Genomic DNA, 24,916 nt, shown 5'->3' on the forward strand with positions numbered 1-24,916 from the left:
CTTTTCTATTGGGCGGTGCAGCTTACTTAAGTAGGTGCGGAGTCCCGCCCTGAGTTGCGTGTCACAGACTTAGATCTTGCCGACCAGGTCCAGGGACGGAGCCAGAGTGGCCTCGCCTTCTTTCCATTTGGCAGGGCAAACTTCGCCTGGGTGAGCTGCAACGTACTGAGCGGCTTTGATTTTGCGCAGCAGTTCGGAAGCGTCACGGCCAACGCCGCCATCGTTCAGTTCAACGATTTTGATCTGGCCTTCTGGATTGATCACGAAGGTGCCACGGTCAGCCAGGCCAGCTTCTTCGATCAACACGTCGAAGTTGCGGGAGATAACCTGGGTCGGGTCGCCGATCATGGTGTATTGGATTTTGCCGATGGCTGGCGAGGTGTTGTGCCAAGCCGCGTGAGCAAAGTGGGTATCGGTGGAAACGCTGTAGATCTCTACGCCCAGTTTCTGGAAGGCAGCGTAGTTGTCAGCCAGGTCTTCCAGCTCGGTTGGGCAAACGAAGGTGAAGTCGGCCGGGTAGAAGAATACGACCGACCACTTGCCTTTCAGATCAGCGTCCGAGACTTGAACGAAGTCGCCGTTTTTGAACGCGGTAGCTTTGAACGGTTTTACTTGGCTGTTGATGATAGGCATTGATGACTCTCCGTCAGGGGTTATGAAGTTGATGGGGTGAATCCTACCCACTCACTCGACGGATGGCTCATTGGCAAACCTGATGCTGCTGATTTGTTTTCGCTATTAGCGGACTGTATTAATAGAAGAAAACGATATCTAGGGCGACAGCGGCTTATCCGTAATCCGGGCCATCCCTTGAAAGGGGCTGGCTTCAACATAGCGCATGGCTGACTTCATGTCCTTCCAGCCGACGTAACTCATCAAAGACTTCAGATCCCAGCCACTTTGGTGAGCCCAGGTCGCAAAACCGCGACGCAGCGAGTGACTGGTGTAACCCTCGGCAGCGATCCCGGCGCGCTCAAGCGCCTGACGCAACAGCGGTATCACACTGTTGGCGTGCAAGCCCTCCTCGCACAGATTGCCCCAACGGTCGATGCCACGGAAAACCGGACCGCGCACCAGAGCGGCTTCGTTGAGCCAATCGATGTAAGCCTGAACCGGGCACAACTTCAAAAGTGCCGGGGTTTGATACGTTTGCCCGAGGTTTTCCCGATCACTCTTGCTGCGCGGCAGATACAGCGTAATGCCGCTGCCGGCCTGCGCCTGCACATGTTCAATCTGCAAGCGGCACAATTCATCACTGCGAAAACCACGCCAGAAGCCAAGCAGAATCAACGCGCGATCGCGGTATGCCTTGAGCAACTGCGGTCGATCCTGTTTTTCCTTCGCGGCTTTAGCCTCCTGCTCCAGCCAATCAACGACTCGCTCCAGATCCCTTAACTGCAGAGGTTCGGCTTGCTTCTCCTGGGCCGGGTGCAAAGCGCGGATACCCTTGAACACCTTACGCACTACCGGTGCTTTGGTCGGGTCGGCAAAACCTTGGCTGTTATGCCACTGCGCCAACGCCGACAACCGCAGCTTGAGCGTATTGATCGACAGCACGCCTGCATGCTCGACCAGATACCGCGCAACGTTGTCGGCCGTGGCCGGCAGAAATCCGCCCCAGCTCACTTCGAAATGCTCGATAGCCGCACGATAACTGCGGCGGGTGTTGTCACGGGTAGCGGCTTGAAGATAGCGATCCAGATCGCTCATGGGCTGTTTTCTCGCTGGCGTACTGATTCGGAGATCAAAGAGCGGATTTAATCACCTGACACTGGGTAATACCAGAATATCCCGCGTCTTAAATACCAGAGATTTATCTTTATTTTTGACATGGTACACTGCGTACTTTAGTGGCATGTACCACAGTACATAACCGTAGGAGCTAACATGGCCCGTGGCGGCATTACCAAAGCGCTGGTTCAGATCGCACGAACAGCGATCCTGGCCCGAGGCGAACACCCGAGCATCGATGCCGTACGCATTGAAATGGGTAACACCGGTTCGAAAACCACGATCCATCGCTATTTGAAGGAACTGGATGACGGCGCCCAGCCGATCGAAGCATCGGCTGAACCAATTGATGACGAGCTCACAGCACTGGTTTCACGCCTTGCTCAGCGCCTTAAAGAGCAGGCGCAAGAACCTATCGAACAGGCTCGTGAGCAGTTTGAGGAGCAACGCGAGGCACTCGAATCCGAACTGAAACAGACTCGCCATGCTCTAGAGCAACTGGAGCATCAGCACGAGATTCAAGGCGCCGCACTGGAGCGCGAATCGGAAGCGCTGGGCAACACCCGCTCGATGCTGCAAACCGAGCAAACCCGCAATGCCGGTCTGAATCAGGCATTGGCCGATTTTGAATTGCGCTTGCAGGACAAGGACGAGCAGATTCGCTCGCTGGAAGAAAAACACCTGCATGCCCGCGACGCGCTGGAGCATTACCGCAACGCCACCAAAGAACAGCGTGAGCAGGAACAGAGCCGCCACGAAGGCCAGGTGCAGCAGTTACAGGCAGAGCTGCGCCAAGCACAGCAAAGCGCGCTGGTTCGACAGGACGAAATTACTCAGCTACACCGCGACAACGAGCGCCTGCTCACCGAGAACCGTGGCACCCAGCGCGAATTGAGCCTGATGCAGGAGCAGCTCAAACAGAGCAATCAGCGTCAGGACCAATTGCTGGAGCAGGCCACCCGGGTCGACAGCGAACGCACCCTCCTCCAGGAACGCTTGCGTGTGGCATCACTGGAAAGTCAGACACTCAAGCAGAGCGTCGAAGAACAGACGTTGCTTAATCAATCACTGGAAAAGGAGTTGACCAAGACTCAGGCGAGCCTGGAAGACAGCCTGCGCCTGGCGGCTACCGTTGCGGCAGCGCCAGACTCGGCCAAACCGAAAGACGCTTAAGCGCCGACCGGTGTACGCATGGTGACAAACTCTTCGGCGGCCGTCGGGTGAACCCCGATCGTGTCGTCGAAGTCACGCTTGGTGGCGCCAGCCTTCAACGCAATCGCCAGCCCCTGCACGATTTCGCCGGCATCCGGGCCAACCATATGGCAACCGAGCACTTTGTCGGTCTTGCCGTCGACCACCAGCTTCATCAGCGTTTTCTCCTGACACTCGGTCAGAGTCAGCTTCATTGGCCGGAAGCGGCTTTCGTAAATCACCACTTCGTGGCCCGCCTCTCGGGCCTCATCTTCGGTCAAGCCGACCGTACCGATGTTCGGCAGACTGAACACCGCCGTCGGGATCATTTTGTAATCCACCGGACGGTATTGCTCCGGCTTGAACAGGCGACGCGCCACTGCCATACCTTCGGCCAATGCCACGGGCGTGAGTTGCACGCGACCAATCACGTCGCCCAGCGCCAGAATCGAAGGCTCAGTGGTCTGGTACTGCTCATCGACCTTGATGAAACCTTTGTCATTGAGCTGCACGTCGGTGTTTTCCAACCCCAGTTTGTCCAGCATCGGACGACGACCGGTGGCGTAGAAAATACAGTCCGCTTCAAGGACGCGCCCATCCTTGAGGGTGGCTTTCAAGCTGCCGTCAGCCTGTTTTTCGATGCTCGCGATATCGGCATTGAATTGCAGATCCAGCCCACGCTTGGTCAGCTCTTCCTGCAAATGCTTGCGAACCGCGCCATCGAAGCCACGCAAGAACAGATCGCCGCGATACAGCAGCGTCGTGCCTGCACCCAGGCCATGGAAGATGCCAGCGAACTCGACCGCGATGTAACCGCCGCCCACCACCAATACGCGTTTAGGCAACTCTTTGAGGAAAAACGCCTCATTGGAGCCAATCGCATGTTCGTGCCCCGGAATCTGCGGGATGTGCGGCCAGCCGCCCGTGGCAATCAGGATATTTTTTGCAGTAAAGCGCTTTCCATCGACTTCAACCTCATGCGGACCAACGATCCTGGCATGAGCTTCATGCAGGGTCACACCGCTGTTGACCAGTAAATTGCGATAAATGCCGTTCAGGCGATTGATCTCGCGATCCTTGTTGGCAATCAGCGTTGCCCAATCGAAACTGGCCTCACCCAGACTCCAGCCGAAACCGGATGCCTGCTCGAAGTCTTCGGCGAAATGCGCCCCGTACACCAACAGTTTTTTCGGCACGCAGCCGACGTTGACACAAGTACCGCCCAGATAACGGCTCTCGGCCACGGCCACTTTTGCACCAAAACCGGCCGCAAACCGCGCAGCCCGCACACCACCGGAACCGGCACCAATCACATAAAGGTCAAAATCGTAGGCCATTTCTATCTCCTCGGCTGGCAATCAGCATACCCGTAGACACCCATTGGGCAAGCATTGCCATCGATATAAGGGCGCAAAATGAAAAAGCCACCCGAAGGTGGCTTTTTCGTACAGACCGATCAAACGCTATCAGTAAGCCTTGCCAGTTTTGTAGAAGTTTTCAAAGCAGAAGTTCGTCGCGTCGATGTAGCCTTCAGCGCCACCGCAGTCGAAACGCTTGCCTTTGAACTTGTAGGCCATTACGCAGCCGTTCTGGGCTTGTTTCATCAAAGCATCGGTGATCTGAATTTCGCCACCCTTGCCTGGCTCGGTTTGCTCGATCAGGTCGAAGATGTCCGGAGTCAGGATGTAGCGACCGATGATCGCCAGGTTCGACGGAGCGTCTTCCGGCTTTGGCTTCTCGACCATGCTGTGAACGCGGTAGATGTCGTCGCGAATCATCTCGCCGGAGATCACGCCGTACTTGTTGGTTTCTTGCGGATCGACTTCCTGGATGGCCACGATCGAGCAGCGGAACTGCTTGTACAGCTTGACCATCTGGGTCAGTACACCATCGCCTTCAAGGTTGACACACAGGTCGTCCGCCAGCACCACGGCAAACGGTTCGTCGCCGATCAGCGGGCGACCGGTGAGGATCGCGTGGCCCAGACCTTTCATTTCGGTCTGACGAGTGTAGGAGAACGAGCACTCGTCCAGCAATTTGCGGATGCCGACCAGATATTTTTCCTTGTCGGTGCCTTTGATCTGGTTTTCCAGTTCGTAACTGATGTCGAAGTGGTCTTCCAGAGCGCGCTTGCCACGACCAGTAACGATCGAGATTTCCGTCAGGCCAGCGTCCAGAGCTTCTTCAACGCCGTACTGGATCAGTGGCTTGTTTACCACCGGCAGCATTTCTTTAGGCATGGCTTTAGTCGCTGGCAGGAAGCGAGTACCGTAACCGGCTGCTGGGAACAAGCATTTCTTGATCATATAAGTCCTTGAAAGGGCTGTGTGTACGAGTTTCGGCGCAGTCTAATCAGGCGGCGTGCACCTTACAATGCCCCGCACTGGCTAACCGATGCCATCATAGAGAAATATTCTCGCCGATAGTTCCATCGGCATCTTGCGTAGCGAGATCAGCGTAGCTCAAAGATGCCGACAAGCCGAATCACCATACGCTCATCGCCCCCCAATGCGAGCATTTGCCGGTATCATGGCGCCTTTGAACCAGCGAACGAGACAGATAGATGACCGCGGTAAAAATCATCAATGGGTACGTGATCGACAAGAAAGACGGCAAGTGGAATCTGACCACCACCAATGGCGAACACATCGCAGGGCCTTTCGACAGTGAACAACTGGCAACTGATGTAGCGTCGGTGTTCACGGACACTCCCGCATCGGCGAAGCGCCGTGGCAAAGATCAGGACTGATCGACTCCACTCCGAGCCCTGCCGTTGCGCAGGGCTTTTTTATGCTCGCCTGCAAACAAGTGGCCTATCGCTATAACCTTTTCATACCGGCGCTGTCAGAGCGTCTAGTCCCCCTCGTTAAAGACGACAAATATGAACCTGAACAGATTTTTGCCACTGATTGCGGTACTGGCCCTGGCCGGTTGTGCCACCTCCCAAACCACCTACTTGAACAACGGCGAACAGGGCCTGACCATCGAGTGCTCCGGCGAAGCCAATTCCTGGGCCACTTGCTATGAAAAGGCCGACGCCTCCTGTGCGGGCACCGGGTATCGCATCGTCGGCACGGACGGTACGCCAGCTTCGAAGGAAAGCGACAAGACATTGGGTGTCGATGTCGGCAACTACAAAAACCGCAGCGTGGTAGTGGTCTGCAAATAGACCTTACATGTGGATTTCGGCGAACTTGATCCCGAGTCCGCGTACGACTTCGATCAGATCGTCGAGCCGATTGAAAGACTCGACTTCGTCGTTATCGTCCACCAGGAAATAACTGCGCCCGGCGCTTTTCTTGAAAAACACGATCCACTCGCCAGAATTCGCCGGATTCTGAATTACATGGGTGGCAGAGATCAGGCCCTCTGCGTGGCGTTCTCGTACTTGCTCTCGCTTCATCGCAACTCCATAAATGAAAATGCCGTCACAGCATGACTGTGACGGCATTGATACTGATGACCCGTAGTCTATCAGCCGGAAATGCACGCGTTGGCAGCGTTACGCACATCCCGCGGGCGCACCGGCACATTGGACATGCGCTCGTGCAGCTTGATACTGCTGCCGCCGGAGCGATCTTCGATGTCAAACACGGCGGCCGCACCCGTGGACAGTTTCCCGGGAACAATGACTCGAACCCCGTCCTTGTGCGCCTGCACTTGCAGCGCGCCACGGCTATCAGCCAGTTTTTCGGCCAGGCATTGAGCGTACTCATGGGGCTTCTTGCCGGAGATCACGCTCATGGTCGGCAGTGTTTCATTGATTTCGGAAACATTTGCGCAACCACCTACAGCTAAAACCAACGGCAGACACACCACACCCCACTTCATACAAAACCTCCGTTAAAGACCGTCCGACAGCATAAATGCCGTTTTTCTCCGAGGTCTCTTGCATTTAACCCGCATCCAATCACGAATATGTGTTCAAAATTGTCAAACCAACGCCCGACGGCCAGATAATAACCCGTGCGGGCTGATAAACTGCGCGCAATTACAAGCTATCGTTTTGATTTAGTAGAAAAAGCCCTTCTGGAGGCGCCCATGAAATTCATTCACCAGCGCGAGCACCTCAACGAAGACGACATCGTCGTCATCCAATGCTCGCAAACCTGCAACATCCGTCTGATGAACGATGCCAACTTCCGCAGCTTTAAAAATGGCGGTCGCCACACCTATCACGGCGGCGCTTTCGACACCTTCCCGGCACGCATCACGGCGCCGAGCACCGGTTTCTGGAACATCACCATCGACACCGTCAACCGTCGCCCAATCAGCGTTACCCGCAAGCCGACGCTGACTCACTCGATCAAGATCATCCGTCGCTCCAGCACCAAACTCAGCTGAGACGCCCCTAACACTCACAAAGGTAAGCATGACCGTGGCCCAAACGACCAAATACGTCATCAAGTACAAACTCAACGGTGAGCGGCGCTTCGAGTTCGCCCAACTGGAAAACGGTACAGAGCAAGAAGCCAAGGCTGCGCTGAGTGCAATTCACGACCAGACTGACGTGATCAGCGATATCGCCGTCAGCAAAGCGCTGTAACCTTTCGCCTGATTTCGACCGCTAGCGTCCACGACACCTTGTGACCCGCATGCAACCGAGCAATTTTGATCTGTTCGCCGATGACGAACCTGAGCAGCAACCCCGCGCCGAACAGATTGGCGAGCAATCGTGGCTGCTGCGTGGGTTTGCTCTGCCGCTTATTGAGCAATTGTTGCCGGCGCTGGATGCCATCCTTACCGCCGCCCCGCTCCGGCACATGCTCACGCCGGGCGGTTTCAACATGTCCGTGGGCACCAGCAGTTGTGGGGAGCTGGGCTGGATCACCGATCGCGGTGGCTATCGTTACTCGCGTGTCGATCCGCTTAACGGATTGCCCTGGCCGCAGATGCCGGCAGTGTTTGCCAATCTGGCGCATTCGGCGGCGCTGGACGCCGGGTTTTCCGACTTCAAGGCGGATTCCTGCCTGATCAACCGATATGTCCCCGGTGCCAAGATGTCATTGCATCAGGACAAAGACGAAAACGCCTACGCGGCGCCGATCGTTTCGTTGTCGCTAGGGTTGCCGGCAATGTTTCTGTTTGGCGGATTCGCGCGCAGTGACAAGTGCCAACGGATTCCTTTGCTGCACGGCGATATGGTGATCTGGGGCGGCGTCGATCGTTTGCGTTTTCACGGGGTATTGCCGATCAAAGAGGGTCGGCATTCACGGCTGGGTGAACAACGGGTCAATCTGACTTTTCGTGTTGCTGGATAAGCTGCAAGATTTGACCGCAAGGCCCGGAGTGTTACGTCCAGCGTCGCCGGGTAACCTGAATCAAACAGGTCAATGGATTAACCACCATGAAAACGCTTTCGAGCACGATCAACGTCGAAAACGATCCACGCTGGGCCGCAGTCGTAGCGCGGGACCCACGGGCGGACGGAGAGTTTGTCTATGCGGTGAAAACCACCGGCATCTACTGCCGTCCCAGCAGCCTTGCACGGTTGCCGAAACCCCAGAATGTCGAGTTTTTCGCCACGGCCGAACAAGCCGAGGCGGCGGGATATCGGCCGAGTAAACGCGCCAGCAAGGATCAAAGCGACGTGGCCGCGCAGCATGCGACGACTGTGGCATTGGCCTGTCGCCAGATTGAAACCGCCGAAACGCTGCCATCGCTCAACGTGCTTGCTGAAACGGCTGGGTTGAGCCCGTTTCATTTTCATCGCGTCTTCAAAGCGGCAACGGGTCTGACACCCAAGGGTTACGCGACTGCTCACCGCTCGCGCAAAGTGCGCCAACGCTTGGCGGACGGCGACTCGGTGACCGATGCGCTGTACGACGCAGGTTTCAACTCCAACAGTCGCTTCTATGAGTCAGCCGATCAGGTATTAGGCATGAAACCCGGCGACTACCGCGCCGCCGGGCAGAACAACGACATTCGCTTCGCCGTGGGCCAATGCTCGCTCGGCGCGATTCTGGTGGCGCAAAGCGAGCGCGGCGTCTGCGCGATTCTGTTGGGCGACGATCCTCACCAACTGGTGTGTGATTTACAGGATCAGTTCCGCAAGGCGAACCTGATTGGCGCGGATTGCGGATTTGAACAACTGATCGCCAAAGTCGTAGGCTTTATCGAGGCTCCGGCTATAGGCCTGGATCTGCCGCTGGATGTGCGGGGCACGGCGTTTCAGGAACGGGTGTGGCAGGCGCTACGGGAAATCCCGCTTGGCAGCACTGCCAGTTACGCCGACATTGCCCAGCGCATCGGCGCGCCAACCTCGATGCGTGCCGTGGCTCAAGCATGCGGCGCCAACCGCTTGGCAGTGGCGATCCCCTGCCACCGCGTGGTGCGCAGCGATGGCAATCTTTCAGGCTATCGCTGGGGTGTCGAACGCAAACGACAATTGCTTGAACGCGAAACGCAGCCTTAGCGGAGTCCGATGTAAATCGATACTGATTCGGGGCTGGTATAGGCCTCGAAATCGGTGGCGAATCGACGCTGGATCTGCGGATTGGCTTCGAAATAAGCCCAGACCCGCCCCCATGCAGCAATGACCGCATCAGGTAACGAACCCTGCCCCTCGAAAACCAGATACTCCCCCCCCTCTATCCGGACGGTTTCAAAATCTCTCGCCGGCTGCTCCACGGCGACGCCGGCAGTGACATCAAACTTGCCCGAAGCATCAGACTCGTAACCCGAATACACCCCATAAACCGGAGAGGTGGTTGGCTTGCCCGGAATGACTGTCGCCAAATTCCCGCCCTGAAACTGCCCCCACATCGGGCCAATTTTCGCGGTCTCGGCACTAGTCTCTGCGGCGTTTTCGGTGCGCACACGCAAGCCAGAGACCAGAAACTGATCGACGTATTGCTTTTTTAGATCCATCGAAATTGCCACTCCCTTTATTAGAAATGCGGCCCCACAGAACCGCGATGGCGCTTACTTTGTCATCGGTTGACGTCAACCACAACCCGCCCGCGAAGTTGTCCGGCCAGCAGTTTTGGCGCTGCATCGATGACTTCGCTCAATGCGATTTCATGACTGATCAAGGGCAGCAAGGCAAAGTCCAGATCCTTGGACAGGCGATCCCATGCTTCCAGTCGCCGCGCTTTGGGCTGGGTCACACTGTTGACTCCGGCCAGAGTGACACCACGCAAAATGAACGGTGCCACCGAGGCTGGAAAATCCATGCCCTGAGCCAGCCCGCAGGCGGCGACGGTGCCTTCTGCGCGCGTGCTGGCGCAGGCGTTGGCCAATGTGTGGCTGCCGACCGAGTCGATCACCCCCGCCCAACGCTCCTTGGCCAACGGTTTGCCCGGCTCGGACAGGGTTGCACGGTCGATGATTTCGCGGGCGCCCAACTGCTGCAGATATTCGTGCTCGAACGCCCGGCCCGTAGACGCCACCACCTGATAACCGAGCTTGCTCAGCAACGCGATAGCAAAACTGCCAACGCCACCATTAGCGCCGGTGACCAGAACCTCGCCCTGCTGCGGCGTCACGCCATTACGCTCCAGCGCCATAATGCACAACATTGCCGTGTAACCCGCCGTGCCAATGGCCATGGCTTGCGAGGCGCTAAAGGCTTTGGGCAACGGAATCAGCCAGTCACCCTTGAGTCGCGCTTTCTGCGCCAGTCCGCCCCAATGGCCCTCGCCCACACCCCAGCCATTGAGCAGTACCTGATCGCCAACTTTATAGTCCGGGTGCGAACTGAATTCGACCGTGCCTGCCAGATCGATACCCGGCACCATCGGAAACTTGCGCACCACCGGGCCGTTGCCGGTGATCGCCAGCCCGTCCTTGAAATTGAGCGTGCTGTAAGCAACGTTTACTGTCACATCGCCTTCGGGCAATTGCTCTTCGTTGATCTGCTGCAGGTTGGCGCGATAACCGCTGTCGTCTTTGTCAATCAGAATACCGTTGAACATGATGGCCTCTCATGGGTGGATTTCAGGTGGTCGTACCTTTCAAATACCACATCGTGCTGCGTTGCCACACACGACTTTCTGCCAATTCGCGAATCGGTCGTCACCCGAGCTGAGCGACTGCGATACGCAATGTTCTGAATTTCAGAGTGGCCCTAAGCCCGGTTTTGCTGTTAAAAAACCGGGCTTGCCCGTTTCATCGTTCGGAGAACCGCTCACATGAGTCAATGGCCAGATACCCGCATTATCGATCTGCTCGGCATTGAATTGCCGGTCATTCAAGGCCCGATGGCCGGCGCCACGAATTCATCCATGGTGATCGCCGTGTGCAACGCCGGTGGCCTTGGCTCGATGCCAGCGGCAATGCTGAGCATTGAGCAATTGCGTGAAGAGCTGAAAACGATTCGCCAGCACACCGACAAGCCTTTCAACGTGAATTTTTTCTGCCACCAGCCACCCGCTGCCGATGAACAACGCGCTCGCGACTGGAAGAACCAACTGAAGCCGTACTACCGCGAACTGGACGTCGACTTCGATGCGCCAACACCGGTGTCCAACCGGGCGCCGTTCGATGCGGCAGCCTGCGAAGTGCTGGAGGAGTTCCGGCCTGAGGTGGTGAGTTTCCACTTTGGCCTGCCGGAGAAGTCCTTGCTGGATCGGGTGAAGGCCACCGGAGCGAAAATTCTGTCTTCGGCCACCACCGTCGATGAAGCCATCTGGCTGGAGCAGAACGGTTGTGACGCGATCATCGCCATGGGCTACGAAGCCGGCGGCCATCGCGGGATGTTTCTCAGCGAAGATTTGAACAGCCAGGTCGGCACGTTCGCCCTGGTGCCGCAGGTGGTCGATGCGGTGAGTGTGCCGGTGATTACCGCCGGTGCGATCGCCGATGCTCGTGGCGTTGCGGCGGCGTTTATGCTGGGCGCATCTGCGGTTCAGGTGGGCACCGCGTACCTGTTTACCCCGGAAGCGAAAGTCAGCGCCGCGCATCACAGGGCTCTGCGCACCGCCAAAGAAAGCGAAACCGCCGTCACCAACATTTTTACCGGGCGCCCGGCCCGCGGCATCCTCAACCGCGTCATGCGTGAACTGGGGCCGATGTCGCCCACAGCGCCAGCCTTTCCGTTGGCCGGTGGTGCACTGATGCCACTGCGGGCCAAAGATGAGGCGCAGTTTGCCAACCTCTGGGCCGGTCAGGCTTTCACTTTGGGTCAGGACGTCAGCAGTGCCGAACTGACTCGGCAACTGGCCGAAGGGGCATTGGCCAAACTGACTCGTCGGTGAAGACGAACAGGGTGATGAACACCAGTCTTCACCCTGATTTTCACCTGCACTTCCCGTTTGGCGGCATTTCGCTATATATTTCGCTATATAGCGTTTCCACACATTGGATCGGCGCAATAGCTGCCCTTTGCACACGCCTACAACGGAGCTGTTACATGACCACTCGCGCCTCACGTTTTGCCCCTGCCTGCCTGGCCACTTTGCTCTCGATATTCGCCATCGGCGCAGTTCACGCAGATGAAGTGCAGGTTGCGGTTGCAGCCAACTTCACCGCGCCGATCAAGGCCATTGCCGCCGACTTCGAAAAAGACACCGGGCACAAACTGGTCGCAGCCTACGGCGCTACAGGCCAGCTCTACACTCAGATCAAGAACGGCGCGCCGTTCCAAGTGTTCCTCTCGGCGGACGACACCACACCGGAAAAACTTGAAAATGAAGGGGAAATCGTCAAGGGTTCGCGCTTCACTTATGCCATCGGCACACTCGCGCTGTGGTCGGCCAAAGAAGGTTATGTCGACGCCAAAGGTGATGTGCTGAAGAACAACGAATACCAGCATCTGTCCATCGCCAATCCCAAAACTGCACCCTATGGCCTCGCCGCTACGCAAGTGCTGGCAAAGTTGAAACTGAGCGAAGCCACCCAGGCCAAGATCGTTGAAGGCCAGAACATTACTCAGGCTTACCAGTTTGTCTCAACGGGCAATGCCGAACTGGGCTTCGTTGCGCTGTCGCAGATCTACAAGGACGGCAAAGTCAGCAACGGTTCGGCATGGATTGTTCCGGCCAGCATGCATGACCCGATCAAACAGGACGCCGTGATCTTGAACAAAGGCAAAAACAACGTGGCAGCCGAAGCCCTGATTGAATACCTCAAAGGTCCGAAAGCCGCAGCGATCATCAAGTCGTACGGTTATCAGCTCTAAATGTCGCTCTCGAGTGCCGACTTCGCGGCGATCTGGCTGACCCTGAAACTGGCGTCCCTGACCACCGCGATCCTGCTGGTTGTCGGCACTCCGATTGCTCTGTGGTTGTCGCGCACCCGTTCGTGGCTGCGCGGCCCGATCGGAGCGATCGTCGCCCTGCCCCTCGTGCTGCCGCCGACCGTTATCGGCTTCTATCTACTGTTGCTGATGGGGCCGCACGGTGTTGTCGGCCAGTTCACCCAGTGGCTAGGGCTCGGCACTCTGACGTTCAGTTTCACCGGACTGGTGGTCGGTTCGGTGATCTACTCAATGCCGTTCGTGGTGCAACCGTTGCACAACGCGTTCTCCGCCATCGGCATTCGCCCGCTGGAAGTGGCCGCGACCTTGCGCGCCAACCCGTGGGACACTTTTTTCAGCGTGATTGTGCCGCTGGCCCGCCCGGGTTTTATCACCGCGGCGATCCTTGGCTTCGCGCATACCGTCGGTGAATTCGGCGTCGTGCTGATGATTGGCGGCAACATCCCCGACAAGACCCGCGTGGTCTCGGTGCAAATCTACGACCACGTCGAAGCGATGGAATACGCCCAGGCCCACTGGCTGGCCGGCGCGATGCTGGTGTTCTCGTTTCTGGTGTTGCTGGCGCTCTATTCCAGCCGCAAAACCCGCGCTGGCTGGAGCTGATAGATGATTGATGCACGCCTGAAAGTCGCTTATCCCGGCTTCAATCTGGACGTCGACCTGCATTTGCCGGGGCGCGGCGTCACCGCGCTGTACGGTCATTCCGGCTCGGGCAAAACCACCTGCCTGCGCTGCATCGCCGGGCTGGAGCGTGCTGAGCAAGGCTTCATCCGCATCAACGACGAAGTCTGGCACGACAGCGACAACGGCATTTTCGTCCCGCCGCACAAGCGCGCACTGGGTTATGTGTTTCAAGAGGCCAGCCTGTTTCCACATCTGTCGGTGCAGGCCAATCTGCAATTTGGTCTCAAGCGCATCGCCAAATCCGCACGCCGGGTCGACATGGCACAAGCCACCGAACTGCTGGGTATCGGCCACTTGCTTGGGCGTCACCCGCAGCATTTGTCGGGCGGCGAACGCCAGCGCGTCGGTATCGCCCGTGCGCTGCTGACCAGTCCGAAACTGCTGCTGATGGACGAACCACTCGCCGCGCTCGACAGCCAACGCAAAAGCGAAATCCTGCCCTACCTGCAACGTCTGCACGACGAACTGGATATTCCGGTGCTGTACGTCAGCCATGCGCAGGACGAGGTTGCGCGCCTGGCCGATCACTTGGTATTGCTCAGCGACGGCAAGGCATTGGCCAGCGGCCCGATCGGGGAAACGCTCGCTCGCCTGGACTTGCCGATGGCGATGGGCGATGACGCAGGCGTGATCATTGAAGGGCTGGTCAGCGCCTACGATGCGCAATATCAGTTGCTCAGCCTGCAATTGCCGGCGACCGATATGAGCATTCGCGTAGCACACGCACCAATGGCCGTCGGCCAAGCCCTGCGCTGCAAGGTTCACGCGCGCGACATCAGCCTGGCCCTGCAAAACAGCGAGTTCAGCAGCATTCTCAATCGGCTGCCGGTGACGGTGGTCAGCGAACTGGCGGCAGACAACACCGCCCATGTGCTGATCCGTCTCGACGCTGGGGGCACTGCGTTAGTGGCGCGCATTACGCGATTTTCCCGGGATCAATTGGGCGTGCATCCGGGCCAGCAGCTTTGGGCGCAGATCAAAGCGGTCGCCGTACTCGCGTAAATCATTGGCACGACGGCTTCAGTGCGCGGTCAATCGTTTTACCGACCGCTACGCCCCCAAGGAAGCTGCCATGCCCGATACCGCGTTGACCGACGCTCTGCCCTGCGACCTGCATTACGTCGACGACACGCAGCCCGGCATCACCCGCAAAAAACTGCGCGCCAAGTTCAGCTACTTCGAGCCCTCGGGCCAGCGCATCACCGATTCCGATGAGATCAAGCGCCTCAACGCCCTCGCCGTGCCGCCAGCCTATACCGATGTGTGGATCTGCCCTGACCCGCGCGGCCATTTGCAAGCTACCGGTCGTGATGCCCGGGGTCGCAAGCAATACCGCTATCACCCGCGCTGGCGTGAAGTACGCGATGCCGACAAGTACTCGCGGCTGCGCGAGTTCGGCCTGGCGCTGCCAAAACTGCGCAAACAACTGGAAGCGCTGTTGGCCGCGCCCGGCTTCTGCCGCGACAAGGTCATGGCCACCGTGATCACGTTGCTCGACGCAACGTTGATCCGGGTCGGAAATACGCAATACGCCCGGGACAATCGTTCTTACGGTTTGACCACCCTGCGCAGTCGGCATGTCGAGGTCAACGGCAGCGCGATCCTGTTCCAGTTTCGCGGCAAGAGCGGCATCGAACACCAGATCACCGTCAAGGACCGACGCTTGGCACGCGTCATCAAGCGCTGCCTGGAGATTCCCGGGCAAAACCTGTTTCAGTATCTGGATGAGCAAGGCGAACGGCACACCGTGAGTTCTTCCGACGTCAACGCTTACCTGCAAACCCTGACCGGCGCCGATTTCACCGCCAAGGACTACCGCACCTGGGCCGGCAGTGCCTTGGCATTGGCGGTGTTACGCGAGCTGCAATGGGAGTCAGAAACGGAAGCGAAACGGCATGTCGTTGAAATGGTGAAAGGCGTCGCCAAACAGTTGGGCAACACCCCGGCGGTGTGCCGCAAGTGTTACATCCATCCCGCTGTGGTGGAAAAGTTCATGCTCGGCGCCCTCGCTGAGCTGCCGCGCCCACGCGTGCGCAAGGGCTTGCGAACCGAGGAAGTAGCGTTGGCGATGTTTCTCGAACGAATGGGCGATATGACGCACGCAACTTGATCGACTGGGCAGCGTCATCTAGGCTATCGACCTTTCCATTTCTCAGGACGACCGCAGACGTGAACAACCTGGCCTTCTAAAAATGTAAGCGCGGCACGCCGTTCTCGGCGTTTGTCAGTTTTCACGACATTTTTTGGAGGTGCCGATGGCTCACGTCTCGCGTACGTCTGCACTCGTCTCCCTGAACCAACTGAATTTTCAGTTCGCCAATGGCGAGATGATTTTTAACGCACTGAATTTGCAATTCGATCATCTGCCGACCGCTGTCGTCGGGCGCAACGGTGTCGGCAAAAGCGTGCTCGCGCGGCTGATTACCGGGCAGCTAGAGCCTACCGCCGGCAGCGTGACGCGTTCAGTTTCGGTGCGCTACGTCCCTCAAGCCTTCACTTCCATGCCCGGTCAGACTATTGCCGATGCTACGGGCACAGCACGAGCACTCGCAGCATTGGTGCGACTCGAACAGGGCAGCGCCAGTGCCGAGGATTTTGACCTCATCGGCGAAGGGTGGGATCTGCCGGAGCGCTTGCGTCAGCGACTTGATGAGGCCGGGCTGCCCAACATCGGCACGTACGATCTGACTGACAATCTCAGCGGTGGCCAGCAAGCCCGGATCGCGCTGATCGGCGCGCTGTTGAGTCAGGCGCAATTGTTGGTGCTGGACGAACCGACCAATCATCTCGACCACGCGGGCCGGCAATGGCTGATGCTTGAACTCGAACGCTGGCGCGGTGGCTTGATTGTCGTCAGCCATGACCGGCAATTACTCGAGCAGATGCGGCGAATCGTCGAAGTCACACCAGTCGGTGTGACAACCTTCAGCGGCAACTATTCAGCGTATTCCGAGCAGCGTCGAGTGCATCAAGCCGCCGCGCAAGCACAGCTTGATCAAGCTCGAAACGAACGCCAGCGCGAGCGTTCTCGGCTGCGGCATGAGCACGACACGATTCAGCGTCATGCCGCTGGCAGCCGCCGACATGCGCAAACTGCCAACATGGCGAGCTTCGAGCGAAGCGCGGCGAAGGCGGCTGCGAGGGAAATCATGGGACGCGTACGGGTCGGTCATCAGTTACGTAAATCCGAACTGGATACCAGAGTGCGTGACGCCTACACAAACGTTGCGCCCGACGACGGTGTTCTGATCCATTTGCCGGGGAGCGCTGTTCCGAGCACTCGCCAGACCTGCACACTCATCGAGGCCTGCTTGCCGTGGCTACCGGTCGATGCGCCTTCAACCTGGCTGAACCTGAGCCTCCACGGGCCGATGCGCGTTGCCGTCAGTGGTCCAAACGGGTGTGGCAAATCCACCCTGCTGAAAATGCTCGCCGGTGAGTTAACGCCTGAATTCGGTGACTGCACCACCCACGTGCCTTGCGCCTTCCTCGATCAACACCTAACGCAGCTGGATAATCGCATGAGCATTGTTGAACAGCTCAAAGCGCAGCGAACCCCCTTGGACGAGGGCACCTTGCGCAGCTACCTGGCGCACCTGCAATTGAACGCGCAGTGTGTCACCCGCCCCTGTGCCTCACTCAGTGGCGGTGAGCGCCTGAAAGCGGCCCTTGCATTGGCACTGTGGCGCCAGACGCCCGCGCAATTGCTGCTGCTCGATGAGCCAACCAACCATCTCGACCTGTCCTGCGTAGAAGCCTTCGAACAAGCCTTAAAGACCTTTCCCGGCTCAATTGTCGCGATTTCCCACGACCAAGCGTTTCTCCGAGCGTTAAACCCCACCCATTGGCTGACCTGGGAGCCCACAGGCTGGCGCTGGCAACCGACGAGCTGAACTGTCTATTTTTTGCACGATGGCCAAGGCCTTCTATAGTTGATATGACACGAATCAGCTGCGGTGACGCCATGGAAGACATTTTCGTCGTGAAGCGCTGCAACAAGATCATCATTCACGGTCGACGCGCCGAAGACAGCCAGCATGATCCAGCCCAAGCCTTGGGCTGGTTTCGCATCTGCGATACGCGCACAGGCGGCTTCATCGGTGATGGCTACGACGCCGAGGAGGACGCACGGCGCGAATGCAAACGGCTCAATGCAGTCAGTTCGCCCATACCGGCCCGGCAGTCTTCGGCCTGATGCTGATCAAATGCGGGTCTATACTGAAATCTGCTGAAGGAGCAGCGCCCCAATGGCAGAAAGCTCGCAACTCGCGGGCTTTTTGCTGCCGCTCAGCGGTTTCATAGAACGGAGGTGTTTCATGTCCGAAAAAGAGTCCATCACCACCCTCCTCACCCTGCTCGACGCCCGGCAAGCACGCCTCGCAGCGGCTTGCAAAGAGATCGCCGACTGGGTCGATCACCAAGGCGGACACCCGACCGCGCTGCGCATCCGTGATCGCCTGAACGATATCGAAAAGGACGCGCCGCTGATTCGCAACACGCTGTCGGCGCTCAAGCCAATCGATCGGCCACTGCCTCGATTCAAATAACGCCAGCAGTCATTGTTTCGGGCCTTATCAGCGGTGGCACACGCCTCACCGGGTTTTCGCCTGTCCGGTATTTACGGGCCTGCGGCGCTCGCGCTTACTTTTCACATAGCCATCACATCAGTGCGCTTAGAGTGAAATCACTCCTTTAGTACATACCTCTCTCACCCGCCCGCATGCGGGTGTTTTTTTGTCTGCTGCTGCAGTCACCGAACGGCAGCGGCTGTGGGCTGTCATAAGCTGTACATGTCACGAAGGAGACGGCTCATGGTTATCCACTTCAACGTCGACGGGCATCTGGCCTGCGGTCATAAAGGTAAACATCTCACTGCGAGTCGAGAACTCAATCGAGTGAAGTGCCGTAGTTGCCGTAATACCGATGCCTACAAACAGGCCAGAAAAGACCACCGCAATGCGGCTCGACGCACTGCCCGCCAAGCAAAAGCCTCCCACGGCGCAGCAAACTGGCGCGCGGAATGGATTGAGCGTCTGACAGCGATAGCCGGACTTCAGCGATTGCCTCGCGGATTTGCCGGGCAGGCATTCGTTTAGAGCTGCACAAAGAAAACGGGCTGATAAATATCAGCCCGTTTTTTTGCGGTGTTTATAAAGAAGTGAGTTTTTGCTTTGCCCTCACCGCCAACGAATAGCCCTTGGATTAACGGTAAGTAACCGAAAAACTTGCATAGCCGTTTGCGCTGCCCGGCGTGGGCGTAGCCCCCTCGGCGATCTGGATATATCGCGCCTTCAGCGGCACCGTCGTCGTACCGTTTACCACGCGATTAAGCTGTACCGGCTGCCCCAGATTCATGGGTGTGCCGTTATCCCGTAATACTTGAATCGCCACGCCTTGAGCCGTTGAATCGCTAGACAGACTCAAAATGCCGTTGGCCGCATCGATGATGGTCGATGTCTTGTTACCGTCGATCTGGATATTGGCAAAATTACCGGTGAAGTATGCGTTTGCACCGTTGACCGGGTAATTACTGCCCGCGATGCAAGAGTTAAGGGTGATGGCAAAGGACTGCGCATCAGTGGTGGAGTTTTTACCGTTGAATACGCGTTTTTCCCAGTTCCCCATAGGAACGTCGATCTGGTTGCCGGGGGCTGCTGGCAACGTGCAACCGGCGAGCGTTACCGTAGCGGTGAAGCTCAGGTCGAACATATGCCCCATGTCTGAAGTGCCAGTGGCCACCAGTTGGTTGATGGTATGGGTACCGGGAGCGATTTCGCCTGTTTTGATCAGGGCGTATCGCATCATGGCCTGAGTCATGGTTGCCGTACTCGGGGCGGAGCGGCTCATGTTGAACGGAATGAATCGGTTGGGATTGCCCACCGGTGGCTGCCAGGACGCGGCAAAGCCCGTCATGTAGATGGCGAGTCCAATGCCGGGTACGTTTGTCTGCAAGAGTGCATTGCTCGGAACATTCAGCACATCCACGGGGACATTCGTTGCCACAGGCCCGATCAGCGCGGTGTTGTAGGTGCCTGAGACGTAGCAACTGAGCGTGTCACCGAAATTGAGCTGACGCGCCGTCGATGTAGTGTTGAGCGTGGTACCGACTGGCACATCCCTTGGGGCGAACACTGTACCGGCGGCAAGCGTTAATTGTTTGGGCGTGTTGTTCCCGGAAAGCCAAGTGCATGCGGCCATGGCCGGTGCCGCAGCGGACATCAGGGCAACCACCAAAATACAGCCAAGGAGTCGTGATTGAATCTTCATGGTTTAAGTCCTTGAGGGTGTACCTCACCGCCCTTCCGGGCATCAACCTGCACATTGTTCAGTGACTGGCGTAAACGCCTTTAGAGCGCAGAATTATCGTTAACGAAAGGTCTATGGCCTGTAGCTCTAATCCCGTGAGCCTGTAGGAAATTTCCCGACGCTCAGTCGAACAGGGAGCCGTCAGCTTCGAAAGCGGGATCAATCGCCAGAAGAAAATCCATCAACTCGGCACGGTCGATCGTACGGATCAGGCGGACCTGCTGGCGCGGACGCTCAGTAAAGGTTTTTGACCAGCGTTGTTGTCGCTCCGGCTCATAAATCAGGGCATGGCGTAGACGCGGGTTATTCAGACAAAAATCCCGGGCGTTGATACCCGCCGCAGTGATCAGATTGGCGTTGACGATCAGCAGGTCGAAGCGCTCGCCAGGATCAGGGCTGTAATGGGTGAGCGTCACCAGGTCACGGAAAGAGCTGGCAGTGGCGATCCGGTAATAACCAAAAACATTCAGGTCTTTTTCAATCAGTGAGCGCTGCTCGCTCTGCGGATCGGCAACCAATACTCTGAAAGACTTGCTGGAAAAGCACACATTAACCATCGGCAAATACTCGAAGATTGAAGTGCGCTCAAGCTACTCAGGCTTGAGGCTTGCAGATGTAGGAAACTTCCCAAGCATCGTCTTCACTTGCATATCGCCTCCATCACACGATAACCGTCGACCACCGGTGCCTGACTGATATCCAGTTGAATCTGGCAAGCTTGCGACGCCTTTCCCCCCCACTTCATGCTGTAGGTCTTGCTCTCTCCCACCGACAGCAGAACCTGTCCGGCCTGACCAACGACGCCAGCACTGACACCTTTGTCATCGACAACACTGGTGCCGAAAGGCAAAAGCGAGCCGTCTCCCAACCGAACGTTGAGCAATACTTTTTCCGAACGGCTGGCCGCGAAGGTGGCCTTGACCACTGCGCCTCGTCTTGGGACTACGTTGGTCACGCCTTCGGCAATATCGACGCTGTTATCGAGCTCGCCCGTGTCCACAGCAACACGGTTTTTCCGGTAGGGCGTGACATAAGGCACCAAGGCATAGCCTTTCTTGTTGGTCAGCGTACCGGGGGCATTCAGCACACCTACGTTTGGCGTGTCCTTGACCTCGACCAAAGCCACGGTCTCGCCCAGGGTCTGGCCGAATTCCAGGCCATCGCGGTGAGCCAAAACCGAGCCTGCGGCACTGACCGACGTCTGCCGGTAACCACTGCCAACGCTGACGCCTGCGCCCAACTGCGCAAACGGCGCCCGATAGCCGACAAGGGCCGAACCGTTATTGCCGGCGCTGTCCGAACGGTTGGCGTTGACGTTGTAAGTGACCTCGCCGTCTCGTCCACTCAGGCCGGCCCGTTGATCCAGGCTGCCGTCATTGTTGCGGGTCACGGTATACGTGCCGGTGCTGCGGGTATTGCCGATCGGCATGGAGACGGTGAACACCACCTGATTGTTCTGGCCGAAGTTGTCGCTCAGGGTTTTGCTGGCGTAGACGCCGTAGGTCACCCCTCTTTGCTGGGTGTTGAAGCCCACCTGCATCTGTTTGTCCTGACGCGAGGTTCCCCAGTAGTTCTGCTGGCTCATGTTCAGGTAGAACGATCCGTAGCTGTCCAGCGCTTGGTTAACGCTGGCTTCGACCTTACTGCGCTTGGAGATGTTGTTGAAGTCGTTAGGCTCCTGAAGATTCACCGCCTCATCAAAGTCGCGATAGCCTTCCGTGGAGTAACGATAGCCGGCGAAACGCACCGAAGTTCCGCTCTCGAATGCTTTGCCGTAACGCACGCCAAAACTCTGGCCTTTTTGTTTGCCTACCGGGCCGTCGACATCACGTGGCACATCGGTTTGCGCCTGGGTGACATCCAGCGACACTGCGCCCAGGCTGCCCAAGCTCTTGCCTACACCCACCACCCCGGCGCGATAGAAATCGGCGCCCAACAGGCCACCATATAACGTCAGATCAAATGGCAAGCCGTAAGCCAGTGAGGCCTGTGCAAACGCCGGACGCTGTCCGCCATCCACCGCGTTATATTCACCGGCGGTCAGGCTGTAGCGCCAAGTCTTTTCCCGCAGCATGTTGGCCAGCGTGGCATAGGGTTGAGTGAAACGCCGCTCGCGCCCATCGGCTTCGGTGATGACGATTTCAAGATCACCACTGCCCGACGCCGCATTGAGGTCATCGATCTCGAAAGCCCCCGGTGCCACATAAGTGGTGTAGAGCGAGTAGCCGTTCTGACGGACTTCGACCTTGGCCTGGGTTTCGGCGATGCCGCGAATGATCGGCGCGTACCCTTGCATTGAGTCAGGCAGCATGCCCATGTCGGAGGCCACTTGCGCCCCGCGGAACGGGATGCTGTCGAACACATCACCGGGCGTAAAACTCTCGCCCAGCGTCAGCGTGCCCTTGATCCCGGTCAGATCACGCTGCGCGTAGGTGTTGCTGCGCTGCCAATCACGCCCGCCGTCCTGATCCTGACGGAATGAGGAGCTGGAACGAAAGCGCCAGTCCCCCAGGTTAAAACCACCGTTGGCGTAGAGGTTGTATTGGTTGCTGTTGCCACGGGCGTCACTTTGCGTCTGCGCAGCCGAGAACTGATAGTTGAGCAGCCCGGCAGTGATCCCGCGATCCCATTCCTGCGGCGCAACATAACCAGCGGCATCGCGGCGCAAGGCAATCTGAGGCACGCTGATGTCCAACGCCAGGCGGTTGGCATCGAAACTCACCGAGGCGCCTTCGATCAGCGCTGCCAGGTCGATGCATTCGCCCAACTCTTTTCCCGGGGTCTGGAAGGCGTCCAGTTTGACCCCAAGCTCGGTCAAAAAACCGGCCGTCAGACACGCGCGCACTTCAGCGCTCTGCTCATCCTTGGCGAAGGTGATGTCACGTCGGTCGAAAAAGCTCTGATTCAAGCGAACGACCACCGGATACGTGCCCGGCCCAATGCTGCCGCTGTTGGCGACGGCATCCAGATCAAGGTTAGGACCGGCATGGGAGCCACCCAATGACTGCATGAAGCTGGAGTCAAATTTCGCCGGCTCATCAGCGTGCACCAACCCGCTCACCAACGCCGCCAGGATGGCGACGGACAACCGCAGCGGGGTAAAAGGCACGGACGGACAGTCAAGATTCAGGGCATCGGTTCGCATGACAATACTCAATACGCTGCCGCCACGCGGCCTAGGCAGCGTGCAGACACATTCGCAAGGAAAAGGATGAGAGCGTTATGGGGCGCTGGTCAGGGTCACTGTCTGAGGTGGGCTGTAACCGCCGTAATCGTTAATCGCAGAGAACACCACCTCACCACTGCGACCACTGAAACCCGGCAGTGGATAGCGTTGACTACTCATCGGCGCGACCATTTTCGGTTCGTTCACTTCGACGAAATGTGTACCCGCAGCGACTTTCACACCGATAAACGAGACATGGAACGCCGAAGGGTTTTCAACCAACAGCACAGGCTTGCCCTGCTCTTGCGTCAGGCTCCAGCGCAGACGATCAAGGGCGTCCAGCGGATTACCCTTGAGGTCGGCTGGGCGATAGAACAACTTGATCCGAGTACGCATGGCGATTTTGAGGGTGTTTTCGTCAGCCTTGCCAGCGACTGGAATTTCCTGGGCGTTGAAATAAAACACCGATTCGCGATCTTTCGGCAGCTCGCCAGGGACCTTCTGAATCCTGACCATTTGCTCTTTGCGAGGGTCTAGACGGAACAGCGGCGGCGTCGCTACAAACGGTGTGGCCGTGGTGTTGTCGTCCGCTTCGGTGTTGATCCAGGTTTGCACCGCGTAAGGTTGCGGTGTCGTGTTGCTGACAGTGATCGAGGCATCACGCTTGTTGCCGTCAAACACGATTCGCGTGCCACCGAGCATCACACCGGCCTGGCTGACGCCACTGAGCAGCATGCTGCTCAACAACAGGGTCAGTACCGCTGTGATTTTGAAAGGGGAAACAAGAATTTTCATTTCGATCATCCTCTTGTCGCTATGACCATCGCGGCCATAGCGAGGGGAAGGACAGCCAGAGCGCAGCGCCACTGGCTGTGCATCGACTGAACTTACTGGTAGTCGACGGTAAACGCAGCTTTGGCATTGGCCGGACCCGAGGTCGCGACGCCGGTAGCGATGTAGTTGGCGGTGAAGCGCAGCGGCTGAGTCAGATCCAGGTAAGGAGACGACTCCAGACCCAGTTGCAGGTCCTTGCCGGAGGCATCCTTGATCTGCACCGCAACGTTGGTAGCAACGCCCGCCTCTGGAACCAGACCGATCCATTGGCCGCTGGCACCCGCGTTACCGCTCAGGGACAGGAACTTGACCACCGCTTTTTTGCCGGTCACGTTGCAGCCAGGTGCCGTGGTGTCGATGGTCAGCGTAAAGGCGCCACCGCCTGCCACTTGACCAGCCGAGGCCAGCGCAGTCGCCGGCACGCTACCAAGACCAACATCACCCGCACCGCCAGAACCGTTAAGGTCGTCGACCACAACCGGGCAAGTGTTATCGGTCACGCTGCCAATGAAGTTGATTTCACCATCAGCCGCCATTGCTGCTTGCGAGGCTGCACCGAGAACCAGAGCGAGAGTCAAACCTTTGAGGGCAAACTTTTTCATGATCACATCCAAATAATTTAGAAGTGTCTGCAAGCCTTCTCTCGGCCTTCAGACGGATCGACGGAGCCTGCCCGGCGTCGGGTCAGGGCGTTTCGTCTGGGGCAATTATCGAGACACGGGGAGGATGCTGATGTAGGACGTTTCCGCGCGCTTGTAGGAATATTCCCAGCGGCGTCATCCCTGAGTTTTTGCGAGGCGACTTAG

The 24,916-nt window shown here is 57.8% G+C and carries 29 protein-coding genes; 16 read left to right on the forward strand and 13 right to left on the reverse strand.

The annotated features are described in order from the left end of the window. Positions 1 to 69: 69 nt before the first annotated feature. Positions 70 to 633 (reverse strand): alkyl hydroperoxide reductase subunit C, encoded by a 564-nt coding sequence (ahpC, locus tag ACIOU6_RS00675; protein ID WP_007958941.1) that lies wholly within the window; start codon positions 631 to 633, stop codon positions 70 to 72. 138 nt (positions 634 to 771) lie between these two features. Beyond that, positions 772 to 1,710: a site-specific integrase gene (locus tag ACIOU6_RS00680; RefSeq protein WP_221729754.1), complete on the reverse strand. Its 939-nt coding sequence runs from the start codon at positions 1,708 to 1,710 to the stop codon at positions 772 to 774. Between the two features lie 177 nt (positions 1,711 to 1,887). On the opposite strand from ACIOU6_RS00680, the gene ACIOU6_RS00685 reads away from it, so the two are divergent. Next, positions 1,888 to 2,904: a DNA-binding protein gene (locus tag ACIOU6_RS00685; RefSeq protein ID WP_401132968.1), complete on the forward strand. Its 1,017-nt coding sequence runs from the start codon at positions 1,888 to 1,890 to the stop codon at positions 2,902 to 2,904. Here the strand turns inward: ACIOU6_RS00685 and gorA are convergent. Together gorA and galU are read right to left on the reverse strand one after the other, a co-directional pair. Then, on the reverse strand, positions 2,901 to 4,259 hold the full coding sequence (gorA, locus tag ACIOU6_RS00690; RefSeq protein ID WP_401132971.1) for a glutathione-disulfide reductase: 1,359 nt from the start codon (positions 4,257 to 4,259) through the stop codon (positions 2,901 to 2,903). The genes ACIOU6_RS00685 and gorA overlap by 4 nt on opposite strands. Before the next feature lie 129 nt (positions 4,260 to 4,388). Continuing rightward, complete coding sequence (gene galU, locus ACIOU6_RS00695; RefSeq protein WP_105345983.1) at positions 4,389 to 5,228, reverse strand: UTP--glucose-1-phosphate uridylyltransferase GalU; 840 nt, start codon at positions 5,226 to 5,228, stop codon at positions 4,389 to 4,391. Between the two features lie 257 nt (positions 5,229 to 5,485). Between galU and ACIOU6_RS00700 the strand changes: the two genes are divergently transcribed. Both ACIOU6_RS00700 and ACIOU6_RS00705 read left to right on the forward strand, forming a co-directional pair. Next, positions 5,486 to 5,671, forward strand: a complete 186-nt coding sequence (locus tag ACIOU6_RS00700; protein ID WP_221729751.1) for a hypothetical protein — start codon at positions 5,486 to 5,488, stop codon at positions 5,669 to 5,671. A 132-nt stretch (positions 5,672 to 5,803) separates the two neighbouring features. Beyond that, positions 5,804 to 6,091 carry a hypothetical protein gene (locus tag ACIOU6_RS00705; protein WP_221729750.1) on the forward strand — a complete coding sequence of 96 codons (288 nt, stop codon included), beginning with the start codon at positions 5,804 to 5,806 and terminating at the stop codon, positions 6,089 to 6,091. A 3-nt stretch (positions 6,092 to 6,094) separates the two neighbouring features. Here the strand turns inward: ACIOU6_RS00705 and ACIOU6_RS00710 are convergent, their stop codons facing one another. Both ACIOU6_RS00710 and ACIOU6_RS00715 read right to left on the reverse strand, forming a co-directional pair. Continuing rightward, complete coding sequence (locus ACIOU6_RS00710; RefSeq protein ID WP_150602362.1) at positions 6,095 to 6,325, reverse strand: hypothetical protein; 231 nt, start codon at positions 6,323 to 6,325, stop codon at positions 6,095 to 6,097. 71 nt (positions 6,326 to 6,396) lie between these two features. Beyond that, positions 6,397 to 6,753, reverse strand: coding sequence for a hypothetical protein (locus ACIOU6_RS00715; protein WP_401132975.1), 357 nt, complete (start codon positions 6,751 to 6,753; stop codon positions 6,397 to 6,399). A 210-nt stretch (positions 6,754 to 6,963) separates the two neighbouring features. On the opposite strand from ACIOU6_RS00715, the gene ACIOU6_RS00720 reads away from it, so the two are divergent. The 4 genes from ACIOU6_RS00720 (at position 6,964) to ada (ending at position 9,337) form a co-directional block, all read left to right on the forward strand. Further along, complete coding sequence (locus ACIOU6_RS00720; protein WP_007946189.1) at positions 6,964 to 7,266, forward strand: DUF1883 domain-containing protein; 303 nt, start codon at positions 6,964 to 6,966, stop codon at positions 7,264 to 7,266. Positions 7,267 to 7,294: 28 nt separating this feature from the next. Next, a complete protein-coding gene (locus ACIOU6_RS00725) occupies positions 7,295 to 7,468 on the forward strand; it encodes a hypothetical protein (RefSeq protein ID WP_221729748.1) in 174 nt (57 codons plus the stop codon). A 49-nt stretch (positions 7,469 to 7,517) separates the two neighbouring features. Further along, on the forward strand, positions 7,518 to 8,183 hold the full coding sequence (gene alkB / locus ACIOU6_RS00730) for a DNA oxidative demethylase AlkB (protein ID WP_401132978.1): 666 nt from the start codon (positions 7,518 to 7,520) through the stop codon (positions 8,181 to 8,183). 86 nt (positions 8,184 to 8,269) lie between these two features. After that, positions 8,270 to 9,337 (forward strand): bifunctional DNA-binding transcriptional regulator/O6-methylguanine-DNA methyltransferase Ada, encoded by a 1,068-nt coding sequence (ada, locus tag ACIOU6_RS00735; RefSeq protein WP_339465902.1) that lies wholly within the window; start codon positions 8,270 to 8,272, stop codon positions 9,335 to 9,337. Here ada and ACIOU6_RS00740 read toward each other — a convergent pair. Both ACIOU6_RS00740 and ACIOU6_RS00745 read right to left on the reverse strand, forming a co-directional pair. Further along, positions 9,334 to 9,792, reverse strand: a complete 459-nt coding sequence (locus ACIOU6_RS00740) for a GyrI-like domain-containing protein (RefSeq protein WP_339539381.1) — start codon at positions 9,790 to 9,792, stop codon at positions 9,334 to 9,336. The genes ada and ACIOU6_RS00740 overlap by 4 nt on opposite strands. Before the next feature lie 62 nt (positions 9,793 to 9,854). Continuing rightward, positions 9,855 to 10,838, reverse strand: a complete 984-nt coding sequence (locus ACIOU6_RS00745) for an MDR family oxidoreductase (protein WP_221729744.1) — start codon at positions 10,836 to 10,838, stop codon at positions 9,855 to 9,857. Positions 10,839 to 11,054: 216 nt separating this feature from the next. On the opposite strand from ACIOU6_RS00745, the gene ACIOU6_RS00750 reads away from it, so the two are divergent. The 9 genes from ACIOU6_RS00750 (at position 11,055) to ACIOU6_RS00790 (ending at position 18,900) form a co-directional block, all read left to right on the forward strand. After that, positions 11,055 to 12,119, forward strand: coding sequence for an NAD(P)H-dependent flavin oxidoreductase (locus ACIOU6_RS00750; RefSeq protein ID WP_401132982.1), 1,065 nt, complete (start codon positions 11,055 to 11,057; stop codon positions 12,117 to 12,119). 155 nt (positions 12,120 to 12,274) lie between these two features. Continuing rightward, the gene (modA, locus tag ACIOU6_RS00755; protein WP_401132985.1) at positions 12,275 to 13,042 is read left to right on the forward strand and encodes a molybdate ABC transporter substrate-binding protein; all 768 of its coding nucleotides are present in this window, start codon (positions 12,275 to 12,277) and stop codon (positions 13,040 to 13,042) included. Further along, the gene (modB, locus tag ACIOU6_RS00760) at positions 13,043 to 13,723 is read left to right on the forward strand and encodes a molybdate ABC transporter permease subunit (RefSeq protein ID WP_221729741.1); all 681 of its coding nucleotides are present in this window, start codon (positions 13,043 to 13,045) and stop codon (positions 13,721 to 13,723) included. A gap of 3 nt (positions 13,724 to 13,726) precedes the next feature. After that, on the forward strand, positions 13,727 to 14,806 hold the full coding sequence (gene modC, locus ACIOU6_RS00765; protein ID WP_401132988.1) for a molybdenum ABC transporter ATP-binding protein: 1,080 nt from the start codon (positions 13,727 to 13,729) through the stop codon (positions 14,804 to 14,806). 70 nt (positions 14,807 to 14,876) lie between these two features. Beyond that, a complete protein-coding gene (locus ACIOU6_RS00770; RefSeq protein ID WP_401132991.1) occupies positions 14,877 to 15,914 on the forward strand; it encodes a DNA topoisomerase IB in 1,038 nt (345 codons plus the stop codon). A gap of 145 nt (positions 15,915 to 16,059) precedes the next feature. Next, a complete protein-coding gene (locus ACIOU6_RS00775) occupies positions 16,060 to 17,697 on the forward strand; it encodes an ABC-F family ATP-binding cassette domain-containing protein (RefSeq protein ID WP_401132994.1) in 1,638 nt (545 codons plus the stop codon). A 71-nt stretch (positions 17,698 to 17,768) separates the two neighbouring features. After that, on the forward strand, positions 17,769 to 17,999 hold the full coding sequence (locus ACIOU6_RS00780) for a hypothetical protein (protein WP_221729738.1): 231 nt from the start codon (positions 17,769 to 17,771) through the stop codon (positions 17,997 to 17,999). A 121-nt stretch (positions 18,000 to 18,120) separates the two neighbouring features. Then, positions 18,121 to 18,351: a hypothetical protein gene (locus ACIOU6_RS00785; protein WP_221729737.1), complete on the forward strand. Its 231-nt coding sequence runs from the start codon at positions 18,121 to 18,123 to the stop codon at positions 18,349 to 18,351. Between the two features lie 264 nt (positions 18,352 to 18,615). Further along, positions 18,616 to 18,900 carry a hypothetical protein gene (locus tag ACIOU6_RS00790; protein ID WP_221729736.1) on the forward strand — a complete coding sequence of 95 codons (285 nt, stop codon included), beginning with the start codon at positions 18,616 to 18,618 and terminating at the stop codon, positions 18,898 to 18,900. 106 nt (positions 18,901 to 19,006) lie between these two features. Here the strand turns inward: ACIOU6_RS00790 and ACIOU6_RS00795 are convergent, their stop codons facing one another. From ACIOU6_RS00795 to ACIOU6_RS00815, 5 genes are all read right to left on the reverse strand, one after another. Continuing rightward, entirely contained in the window at positions 19,007 to 20,071 is a 1,065-nt protein-coding gene (locus tag ACIOU6_RS00795) for a fimbrial protein (RefSeq protein ID WP_401132999.1), read from the reverse strand. Positions 20,072 to 20,232: 161 nt separating this feature from the next. Beyond that, positions 20,233 to 20,667, reverse strand: coding sequence for a hypothetical protein (locus tag ACIOU6_RS00800; protein ID WP_221729734.1), 435 nt, complete (start codon positions 20,665 to 20,667; stop codon positions 20,233 to 20,235). 83 nt (positions 20,668 to 20,750) lie between these two features. Then, complete coding sequence (locus ACIOU6_RS00805) at positions 20,751 to 23,255, reverse strand: fimbria/pilus outer membrane usher protein (RefSeq protein ID WP_401133002.1); 2,505 nt, start codon at positions 23,253 to 23,255, stop codon at positions 20,751 to 20,753. Positions 23,256 to 23,330: 75 nt separating this feature from the next. Continuing rightward, a complete protein-coding gene (locus ACIOU6_RS00810; RefSeq protein ID WP_401133004.1) occupies positions 23,331 to 24,071 on the reverse strand; it encodes a molecular chaperone in 741 nt (246 codons plus the stop codon). Between the two features lie 92 nt (positions 24,072 to 24,163). Further along, positions 24,164 to 24,712 (reverse strand): fimbrial protein, encoded by a 549-nt coding sequence (locus tag ACIOU6_RS00815; RefSeq protein WP_401133007.1) that lies wholly within the window; start codon positions 24,710 to 24,712, stop codon positions 24,164 to 24,166. Positions 24,713 to 24,916 lie beyond the last annotated feature (204 nt).

This window comes from Pseudomonas sp. NPDC087615 (genome assembly GCF_044743445.1).
Classification (GTDB): Bacteria; Pseudomonadota; Gammaproteobacteria; order Pseudomonadales; family Pseudomonadaceae; genus Aquipseudomonas; species Aquipseudomonas baetica_A.